Origin of the sequence: Dokdonella sp., from assembly GCF_019634815.1 — a bacterium.
Taxonomy (GTDB): Bacteria; Pseudomonadota; Gammaproteobacteria; order Xanthomonadales; family Rhodanobacteraceae; genus Dokdonella_A.
Genome location: NZ_JAHCAP010000042.1, coordinates 1 through 9,793, shown reverse-complemented (window position 1 = coordinate 9,793; position 9,793 = coordinate 1). Strand labels below are relative to the sequence as shown.

8 protein-coding genes are annotated in these 9,793 nt (G+C 66.0%); 4 read left to right on the top strand and 4 right to left on the bottom strand.

Annotation, left to right across the window (positions count from 1 at the left end; translation table 11 throughout):
• Positions 1-157: 157 nt before the first annotated feature.
• Positions 158-1,261, bottom strand: a complete 1,104-nt coding sequence (locus KF759_RS13910; protein ID WP_291226445.1) for a hypothetical protein — start codon at positions 1,259-1,261, stop codon at positions 158-160.
• Positions 1,262-1,384: 123 nt separating this feature from the next.
• On the bottom strand, positions 1,385-1,897 hold the full coding sequence (locus KF759_RS13905; protein ID WP_291226444.1) for an SET domain-containing protein-lysine N-methyltransferase: 513 nt from the start codon (positions 1,895-1,897) through the stop codon (positions 1,385-1,387).
• Between the two features lie 112 nt (positions 1,898-2,009).
• Here KF759_RS13905 and KF759_RS13900 point away from each other — a divergent pair, with 112 nt between their 5' ends.
• Together KF759_RS13900 and KF759_RS13895 are read left to right on the top strand one after the other, a co-directional pair.
• Positions 2,010-2,693, top strand: coding sequence for a ribonuclease T2 (locus KF759_RS13900; protein WP_291226443.1), 684 nt, complete (start codon positions 2,010-2,012; stop codon positions 2,691-2,693).
• Positions 2,694-2,813: 120 nt separating this feature from the next.
• A complete protein-coding gene (locus tag KF759_RS13895) occupies positions 2,814-6,962 on the top strand; it encodes a hypothetical protein (RefSeq protein WP_291226442.1) in 4,149 nt (1,382 codons plus the stop codon).
• Between the two features lie 160 nt (positions 6,963-7,122).
• Here KF759_RS13895 and KF759_RS13890 read toward each other — a convergent pair whose 3' ends face one another.
• Together KF759_RS13890 and KF759_RS13885 are read right to left on the bottom strand one after the other, a co-directional pair.
• Positions 7,123-7,539, bottom strand: a complete 417-nt coding sequence (locus KF759_RS13890) for a type II toxin-antitoxin system VapC family toxin (RefSeq protein WP_291226441.1) — start codon at positions 7,537-7,539, stop codon at positions 7,123-7,125.
• Complete coding sequence (locus KF759_RS13885; protein ID WP_291226440.1) at positions 7,536-7,787, bottom strand: Arc family DNA-binding protein; 252 nt, start codon at positions 7,785-7,787, stop codon at positions 7,536-7,538. Before KF759_RS13885 ends, KF759_RS13890 begins: the two co-directional genes overlap by 4 nt.
• A 395-nt stretch (positions 7,788-8,182) precedes the next feature.
• Here KF759_RS13885 and KF759_RS13880 point away from each other — a divergent pair, with 395 nt between their 5' ends.
• Together KF759_RS13880 and KF759_RS13875 are read left to right on the top strand one after the other, a co-directional pair.
• Positions 8,183-8,926: a transposase gene (locus tag KF759_RS13880; protein WP_345777437.1), complete on the top strand. Its 744-nt coding sequence runs from the start codon at positions 8,183-8,185 to the stop codon at positions 8,924-8,926.
• 171 nt (positions 8,927-9,097) lie between these two features.
• On the top strand, positions 9,098-9,793 hold a 696-nt coding region (locus KF759_RS13875; protein WP_291226439.1), incomplete at its 3' end, for a transposase.

Below are 9,793 nucleotides of genomic sequence, written 5' to 3'. Positions count from 1 at the left end.
GCCAAGACAATGCAAAACCTCGGCGCCAGCCGAAATTCCCAACCTCAAGGATGCGGGACGAACAGACATGGAAGCCAGTCGGTTCTCGCGTCGGCGCAGCGGAGGCTACCGAGGCCAACTTTCGGCGCGAGCCGATATACCGCCACGCGAAGAGAACTCAGCGCCGAACCCGCAGGCGGCTGAACAGTGATTTGCCGGTGTTTTCCTTTTCGTCGGGTGCGGACAGACGCGCCTCGATCAGACCAATCGCATCGTAGGCATTGACCACGTTGAAGACGTCGCCCATCTTGGTGCCCGATGCGGCTGAAATCTCGTGCAGGCGCATGGGTTGGAGCATGGTCGATGCGATGCGGAACACCCAGCCATAGTTGGGATCGACATCGGTCCATTGGATCAGGCGGAATGTCGCCTTCGGATCGAGATGGCGGGCGAGCGTGCCGGCCGAGTGCAGCAGCACATCGAGCCAGACCAATTGCGCATAGGACAGCGCAGCGAGCTTCTCGCGCGCTTGCGCCAACTCGGCGCTCTTGAGCGGCACCCAGTCGCACAGCCGCCAACGCGTCGAGGCATAGGCCTCAACGCTCTGCAGGCCTCCCTGGATGTAGGCCATGCGGTGCTTGGGATCCAGATGCAGCGGCGGCGCCTTGCCCAGAACCACGCGCGACGGCGCGCGCAGCAATTCACCGTCGAGAAACTCGCGCATCGAGCGCTGCGCGGTCTGCTCGAGCATGACCTCGCGCGTGGCGAAGTGAGGCGGCGGCTCCAGCGCCAGGCGCTGCCTGGGGCGCGAGGTCGGTTCGGCGGCGAATTCGTTGGGCCAGGCCTTGAGCAGATCGTCGAGACCGGGCGCGCCCCGCCGCTCGGCTGGTTCCGGCAGGGGTTCGACCATGCCGATGCCGATGTCATTGACGTGGAAGGCGGCATCGCGGCGCGGCGCAACCGGTCGCGCCTCGCCACTGGCGACACGATTGAGCAAGCTCACGAGATTGGCGCGCTGCAGCGGTCGCTGCAGCACGAAATCGGCGTCGGCCGATGGCGCGTCGGAGAAGACCGCGCAGCGTATGCCGGTACCGCGGGCACGCACCTGCGCCATGCCGCCGGCGAAATCCGTGACGTCGACAATGAGCAGATCGGCACCGGCCTCCTGACCAAGACGCCAGGACGTGGTCAATTCCTTGGCGCAAGAGCGCAACAGCAGGCGCAAGTGGGCCAATTCGGCCTCACCGATGCCAATGCATGCGATGACTTTTTCGCCGTCCACGTTCCAGCCTGTGGCTTCGCCTGAGCGCGATCCTACGTGCCCGGGCATGTCGCTGGCAAATGGTGCGCGCGGCCGATTCCGGATCGGCCGGCCCTGCCCGCGCAGTCCAGCCCGACCGCGGGCTCAGGCCTTGCGCGGGCGCTTGCCGGCGGCGGGCGCAGGGCGACGGGGCCGCTTGGGTTTGAGCAAAGTCCCGCTGCAGCGTGGCGAACCGCAGCGGCAGGCCCAAATCGCCTTCAGCCTGGGCGTGAGCCGCTCGTCCAGCACGATGCCGTAATCGTAGGTGAGTTCCTCGCCGGCCTTGAGCGCGCGCAGCGATTCGATGATCACGCGGTCCTTGCGCGGGTCACCATCGGCAGATTCATGCACGAATGCCTTGCAGTTCGGGGCACAGCTGTGATTGATCCAGCGTGCAATGCTGCCATCGACATTGGCATCGATCACGTATTTCTCGTTGAGCGTGAACAGGAAGGTGTGCCCGGAGTCGCTGGTGTTGGCGTATTTGCGGTCGGCCTGGGCCACGCTCAGCAACTGGCCGCGGTATTCGATCAGCTCGACGCCCTTGGCAATGTCGACGAGGGCGAAAACGCCGTTGCCGTGGATCGGGGAGCGGCGGGCTGCAATGCGTCGGCTCATGCGGATTCTTCAGGCGGAAAAAGGCGCGCATCATAACGCGTCGATGCCCGCTGCGGACGCGCTGCGCCGATCATGCTAGCGTGCGCGGCAGTCCTTCATGCCGGGTCGATCCATGCTGCATGTCCGTCTTGCCCTGATCGCACTGGCGCTTTGCCTCGCGTCCACCGGCTTCGCCCGCGAGCGGCACCGCGATGCGTCGGCACGCCCGGACAGCGCCAGAAAAACGGAATCCGCCGGGAACTACGATTATTTCCTGCTCGCGTTGTCGTGGTCGCCGACCTGGTGCAAGACGCACCCCGACGAGACCGAGCAATGCGGCCACAAGGGCTATGGCTTCATCGTGCATGGCCTGTGGCCGCAGTACGAAAACGGCGGCGGCCCGCAGCGCTGCGCCACCGACTTGCAGGTGGATCGCAAGACCGCCGAGGCTGCGCTCGCCTTCATGCCGAGCCGGCGACTGATCAACCACGAATGGGGCGCCCACGGCAGTTGCTCGGGACTCACGCCCGCGCAGTACTTCGCGCTGGCCGACCGCGCGTTTGCCGCGCTGCAGACGCCGTCCGAGCTCAAGGCCCCGCGCCGCGATTTGACGATGACTTCGGCACAGTTGCGCGACGCATTCAAGCGCGCCAATCCCGGGCTCGAGGACAACATGATGAAGTTCAACTGCAGCCGCGGCGATCTGGTCGAGGTGCGTGTCTGCCTGGACAGGGACCTCGCACCACGCACCTGTGGCAAACGCATGCGCAATGCCTGCCCGAGCGCAGCCGAGTTCACGATACCGGCGAGCCGCTGAAACCGGTCACAGCGCGCCGGCCAGCGCCCCAGGCAAGGATCGATCTTCAAATCACAAATCAAGAACCCCGCGTCCGATTGCGTACCGTTCCAGACCCGACCCCACCACAAGGAAAGGCCCATGCGCTCGCTCACCGTTCGCCTCAGTTGCCTGCTCCTGCTGCTGTTTGCCGCAGTCAGCCAAGCCCAGACATCGACACCGGGCGCGCTCGAGGCATGGCGCGGATGGGTACTCAAGGGTCAGGAATTTCGTGCCTGCCCGCTGATCGCCGGCCGCGCCGGCAATGCGGCCGATGACTTCCTCTGCGCCTGGCCCGGCACACTCACCATTGCGGCCAAGTCCGATGGTGCGCAGTTCAGCCAGCACTGGCGCGTCGATGCCGATGGCTGGGTGCCGCTGCCCGGCAATGCCGAACACTGGCCGCAAGAAGTCACGCTCGACGGCCAGGCGGCCGCGGTGATCGATCGCAATGGGCCTGCGGTGTGGCTCACGGCCGGCGGCCACGAGCTGCGCGGACGCCTGATCTGGTCGCAGCGCCCGCAGAGCCTGCAGGTTCCCATCGCGCTGGGCGTGGTGGCGCTCAGCGTCGATGGCAAGCCGATCATTCCGGTGCAGCAGGACGGCAACGAACTCAGCCTGGGCCGCAGCACCGCGGTCGCACCCGCAGCCGACAGTCTCGAATTGCGCGTGTTCCGGCGCCTCCGTGATGGCGTGCCGGCGCAGCTCACCACGATGATCGAGTTGCACGCCTCGGGCCAGGTCCGCGAGGAAACGATCGGCCCGGCCCTGCCCGAAGGGTTTGCACCGATTGCGCTCGATGGCGAATGGCCTGCACGTCTGGATGCCGATGGCCGTCTGCGCGTGCGCGTGCAGCCGGGCAGCAGCACACTCAGGCTCGAAGCGCGCGCAACCAAGCCGCTGACCCAAGTCACCGCCCGGCTCGGCACCTCGCCTTGGCCGACGCAGGAAATCTGGAGCTATGCCGCCGATCCGCGTTTGCGCGTGAGCGTTGCAAGCAGCGCACTGCCGGTCGATCCGCGCCAGAGCAGCGTGCCACCGGAGTGGAGCGCCTTGCCTGCCTTCGCGATGGGCGAGAACGCCAGGCTCGAGGTCGAGGAGCGCTCGCGTGGAACCGCGGGCGACGAAAGCAACCGGCTCACCCTGCAGCGGGAAATGTGGCTCGATTTCTCCGGCGATGGCTGGTTCGCGCATGATCGCCTGCAAGGCACGATGCTGCGCGACTGGCGCCTCGACGTGGCCGCGCCGTTCACGCTCGAACGTGCTCATGCGGTGCTTGCCGGCGGCCGCGCCGGTGACTCGCTGCAGATCACGCGTGGCGCGCAGGCCGGCCTGAGCGGCGTGGAGTGGCGCAGGGCTGCGATCAATGTCGATGCCGGCTTGCGCATCAATGATGCGGGCATGCAGATGCCGATCAGCGGCTGGCAGGGCAGCTTCGACAGCATCCGGACGGTGCTGCACCTGCCCAATGGCTATCGCCTGCTCGGTGCGCCCGGCGCCGATCGCGCGCAGGGCAGTTGGATCGCCGCCTGGACCCTGCTCGACGTGTTCCTCGCCGCGATCCTGATCCTGCTCGCCTGGCGCGCTTTCAAGCTGATCGGCGGGTTCGCCGCGATTGCCTACCTGCTGCTCGGCTATCAGGAACCGGGCGCGCCGCTGTGGACCCTGCTGCTGGTGTGCACCCTGGTGGTGCTCGTGCGCGCCCTGCCCGAAGGGCGGCTCGCCACCGGCGTGGCCTGGTTGCGCAATGGCGCGCTCGCCCTGCTGCTGCTCGTGGCGCTGCCCTTCATTGCCTGGCAGGTGCGGCTGGCCCTGCATCCGCAATTGGAAAACGTCAGCATCTTCGATGCATACAGCGGCAACATCCCGTCGACCGAAGCCGACATGGAAGAGTACGCCGCACAAGGGCAAATGAACGACGCGCCCGCGCCGGCTGCAATGCCTGCACCCGCTGCACCGCCGCCGCCCCAAGCGAAGGACATGGTGAACCGAGCGGCCAGGTCGACGCTCGAATCGATCACCGTCTCGGGCACACGCATGCCACCGCGCGATCTGTCCAAGGTCAAGGAACCCACCATCGTGCAGACCGGCAATGGCGAACCGAACTGGCAATTGGGCCATCGCTACGACTTGAGCTGGAGCGGGCCCGTTCTGGCCGGTCAGGACGTGCGTCTGGTGATCGCACCGCCGTGGCTGGTACGGCCGCTGCGGGTGGTGCTTGCCGGACTGCTCTTGCTGCTGATCGGCCTTGCCCTGCGCCCGCTGCAGCCGCAACTGCGCAACGTGTTTGGCAAGCTGCGTAGCGCTGCGCCGCTCGCCCTGCTCGGTCTTGCCGCACTGTGCGCCCACACACCGGCCATGGCGCAAACCTTCCCGCCCGACACCTTGCTCAACGAGCTGCGCACGCGTCTGACCGAAGTGCCCAAGTGCGCGCCCAACTGCGCGGCGATCGCCAATGCGCAGATCAACGCACGCGGCAGCGAGGTGACGGTCGCGCTCGACGTGCAGATCGCAGCACCAAGCGCGGTGCCGCTGCCCTTCGATGCAACCACGCTCACGCTGCGCAGCCTGCGCGTGGATGGCGTGGTGCAGGATGCGCTGGCGCGTGATGCCGGCACCCTGCGCACGGCGCTCACGCGCGGCGTACACCGTGTCGAACTCGTGTTCGAGGCCAGTGGTGACAAGGTGGCTCTCGCGTTTGCGCTGCGTCCGATGCGCGCCCAATTCTCCGGCGAGAGCTGGGAAGTCGCCGGCCTGGCTGATGGCCGCCTGCAGACCGAAACCCTCACCCTGACCCGCGCACGCAGCAGCGCCGAAAGCGCGGCCGAGACCAGCGCCCATGTCGATGCGCAGCGCTTCGCGCCCTTCGTGCGCGTGCATCGCACCTTGCTGCTCGATACGGACTGGAGCGTGGAGACACGCGTGGAGCGCATCGCGCCCGATGAAGGCGGCTTCACGGTGGCGATTCCGCTGCTCGAAGGCGAGCACGTCACCAGCAGCGGCTTCAAGATCGACAACGGCACCGTCAATGTCGCGCTCGCCGATGGCGAGGATGAAGCGAGCTGGACCTCGACCTTCGACAAGCGCGAATCGCTCAAGCTGATTGCGCCCGCGCTCGATGCGCATGCCGAGGTCTGGCAAGTGGTGGCCGGGCTCAAGTGGCATGTCGACTACAGCGGAGTGCCGCGCGTGGCGCCGCTCGATGCGCAGGCAGGCGAAGCCATGGCCTTCGAATTCGATCCCTTGCCTGGCGAGACTCTGGCGCTGGCGATCAGCCAACCCGAAGCGATGCAGGGCGCAACGCGCGCAGTCGATTCGGTCGGCCTCACGCAGGAAGTCGGTCAGCGCGCATCCACGACCACGCTCGTGCTCACGCTGCGCGCCAGCCAAGGCGGCGAACAGGCGATCAGCCTGCCCAAGGATGCCGAACTGCTCGGCCTCAGCCGCGATGGTGCCCCGCTCAACCTGCGCCCGCAGGATGGCAAACTCAGCCTGCCCTTGCTGCCTGGCTCACACCGCTTCGAGATCCGCTTCCGCGACAATCAGGCGCTGGGCACGCGCATCGCCACGCCTGCGATTGCGCTTGGCCTGCCGGCAGCAAACATCGACCTCACCATGAGCCTGCCGCGTGACCGCTGGCTGCTTGCAACCAGTGGCCCGGCGACCGGGCCTGCGGTGCTCTACTGGAGCGAACTGGCGGTGATGCTGCTGATCGCGCTCGCACTCTCGCGCCTGCCCAACTCGCCGCTCAAGCTGTGGCAGTGGCTACTTCTGGGCATCGGCTTTTCGACCTATTCGTGGCTCGCACTGGTGATCGTCGTCGCGTGGCTGTTTGCGCTGCGCTGGCGCGCACGCGGCGCAATGCCCAAGGGCGAGGCGATATTCAACCTGATGCAGATCGGCATGGTGTTCTTCACCCTGATCGCGGTGCTGTTCCTGTTCGATTCGATCCGCCACGGCCTGCTCGGCGCGCCCGACATGCATGTGGCCGGCTACAAGTCGAGCCAGTACCAGCTCGGCTGGTTCGCCGATCGCAGCCACGATGCCTTGCCGCTCGCGCAAGCCTTCAGCCTGCCGCTGTGGTGCTATCAGGTGGCGATGCTGGTGTGGGCGCTGTGGCTGGCGAGTGCGCTCGTGCGCTGGATGCGCGAAGGCTTCGCCGCGTGGACGCAGGGCGGCTACTGGCGCAGCACACCGCGTGCGGTGGTCGATCTGCCCAAGGCCGAGGCGCCGCCCCCGCCGCCCGCCTGAGCGCGGACGCTTGTCGGCTGCATCGAGCCTTGCCGTCGGGTGGACTGGCCTCAAGCCAAGCCAGGGGCGTCCTTCGACCGTGGTGGTGCACTTCGGAGTTGACTCCGCCAACCTTGGCTATAACCGAAAATTCAAACGGATAATTACTCCGTCCCTTTTGTTATGGCCAAGGATTGATGACAGTGACGCCCGCCGCCTTGAATGGTGCGACGTCGCGCGTGGCCACGGACATCCTGTTCGCCAGCGCGATGGCGGCTATGTAGGCATCGGCCAGCGCAATCTTGTGACCCTTGGGCTTGGCCTTCGCCAGCAACTCGGCATAGGGCTGTGTCGCGGCCAAGTCGAAGGCCAGTACGCGGCCTGTGAACAGCGGCAGCACCTGCGTCTCGATGCGCTCACGCAAGGTGTCGCGACGCTTGCCAGCGGGCAAGGACGCGATACCGGCGCGCAATTCCGCCACGGTGATGACAGAGAGAAACAAGGTCTCGATGGGCTGGGCATCGATCCACGTCACCACCGCCGGTTCTGGCGTGGGGCGCAGCGGCTCGGAGATCAGGTTGGTATCGAACAGGATCATCCGAAGTCGATCTCTCGCGGCAGCGACCGGTCGCGCTCCGCGATCAAATCGACTTCGGCATCGGTGAGCTTGGCTTTGCGCCCGATATCGGCCAGCAAGGAGCCAAGTTTCAGGCTGCCTGCCGGTTTCACGGCGGATTCGAGGATGGCGCGCACCTCAGCCTCGGTGCTGCGCCCGTGATCGGCGGCGCGCACGCGCAAGGCGCGATGCACTTCGTCGGGCAGGTTGCGGACGGTCAGAACGGCCATGGGGCATCTCCTTCTCATGCAATGCATTCGATGACATCATTGTAGGTATTTGACAGCAATGCAGCAACTGCACTGGAAGCCGCCCACCGGAAACTGTCTCGATGCAACTCACCCACCTCGCCAGCGGGAACGCCATGACGTTGCCCGACGATCTGCTCTGAGCCGACGAGCAGGCGTGGTCGCCTGCCATGGCGACCACGAGTTACCTCATCACCAGTGCGCTGCTGGTGCAGTCGGCGACCCGCCAGGCCGGGCGTCCAATCACGCTGGTCGGCTCCGCCGACATGGCGTGTGTAGAAACGGGGACGGAGTAATTATCCGTTTGAAACAGGGGCGCTTTCGTACACGCGTACGCGGGATTTCGCCGATGACGGTGGCAGCGGCGGGATTGCACCATGCAGGCATCGCTCACTTCGGCCATCCCGATGCCTCGCCGTCCGCGCCTGCTCGTCGCAGGCATACCCCTTCATATCACACAACGCGGCGTCAATCGAGGCGCGACCTTCGTCGATGCCGATGACCATCGCCGCTATCGCGATCTGCTGGCCGAGACCGCGCTCGCACATGACATCCGTGTCCATGCCTACGTGCTGATGACCAACCATGTCCACCTGCTCGCAACACCCGACCGGACCGATGATCTTGCCTACGCCATGAGACGTCTGAACCAGTGCTACGTGAGCGCCTTCAATCGTCGCCATGGACGCACCGGGACGCTCTGGGAAAGCCGCTTCCACTCATGCCTGGTCGACTCCGAGCGCCATGCACTCACCGTCCATCGATACATCGAGCTCAATCCCGTCCGCGCCGCGATGGTCGAAGAGCCAGCGCGCTATCCCTGGTCGAGCGCTCGGGCGAATCTCGGGCTGTCCCCTCTGGACTTCCTGAGCCCCCACCCCGTGTACTGCGCGCTCGGAGCGGATCCGGACGAGCGAGCGCGCGCCTACGCCGAATGGCTGCGTTCCAGCCTCGACGACGAAGACCTCACGGCCATCCGTTCACACATCCAACAGCAGCGCGCGCTCGGTAGCCCGCGCTTCCAGGCCATGGTCGCGAAGGTGCTCAACCGGCCGGTCCAGGTTCGCCCGCGTGGCAGACCGCGGACCGTCGCGCTGTCACAGGAAAATTCAAACGGATAATTACTCCGTCCCCTTTGTTGCCCGCCGCCGCAGCCGGACGGGAGAAATGGGAACGGAGTAGCTGTCTGTTTGAAACAGGGCACTTTCGTACACGCGCACGCGGGATTTCGCCGATGACGATGGCAGCGGCGGGATTGCACCATGCGGACATCGCTCACTTCGGCCATCCCGATGCCTCGCCGTCCGCGCCTGCTCATCGCAGGCATACCCCTTCATATCACACAGCGCGGCGTCAATCGAGGCGCGACCTTCGTCGATGCCGATGACCATCGTCGCTATCGCGATCTGTTGGCCGAGACCGCGCTCGCACATGACATCCGTGTCCATGCCTACGTGCTGATGACCAACCATGTCCACCTGCTCGCAACACCCGATCGGACCGATGATCTTGCCTACGCCATGAGACGTCTGAACCAATGCTACGTGAGCGCCTTCAATCGTCGCCATGGCCGCACCGGGACGCTCTGGGAAAGCCGCTTCCACTCATGCCTGGTCGACACCGAGCGCTATGCACTCAGCGTCTATCGATACATCGAGCTCAATCCCGTCCGCGCCGCGATGGTCGAAGAGCCAGCGCGCTATCCCTGGTCGAGCGCACGGGCGAATCTCGGGCTGTCCCCTCTGGACTTCCTGAGCCCCCACCCCGTGTACTACGCGCTCGGAGCGGATCCGGACGAGCGAGCGCGCGCCTACGCCGAATGGCTGCGTTCCAGCTTCGACGACGAAGACCTCTCGGCCATCCGTTCGCACATCCAACAACAGCGCGTGCTCGGTAGCCCGCGCTTCCAGGCCATGGTCGCGAAGGTGCTCAACCGGCCGGTCCAGGTTCGCCCGCGCGGCAGACCGCGGACCGTCGCGCTGTCAGAC

Excerpts from the sequence above, each read along its gene's own strand:
- KF759_RS13905 (WP_291226444.1), bottom strand. The coding sequence starts at position 1,897 with ATGAGCCGACGCATTGCAGCCCGCCGCTCCCCGATCCACGGCAACGGC.
- KF759_RS13900 (WP_291226443.1), top strand. The coding sequence starts at position 2,010 with ATGCTGCATGTCCGTCTTGCCCTGATCGCACTGGCGCTTTGCCTCGCG.
- KF759_RS13895 (WP_291226442.1), top strand. The coding sequence starts at position 2,814 with ATGCGCTCGCTCACCGTTCGCCTCAGTTGCCTGCTCCTGCTGCTGTTT.
- KF759_RS13890 (WP_291226441.1), bottom strand. The coding sequence starts at position 7,539 with ATGATCCTGTTCGATACCAACCTGATCTCCGAGCCGCTGCGCCCCACG.
- KF759_RS13885 (WP_291226440.1), bottom strand. The coding sequence starts at position 7,787 with ATGGCCGTTCTGACCGTCCGCAACCTGCCCGACGAAGTGCATCGCGCC.
- KF759_RS13880 (WP_345777437.1), top strand. The coding sequence starts at position 8,183 with ATGCAGGCATCGCTCACTTCGGCCATCCCGATGCCTCGCCGTCCGCGC.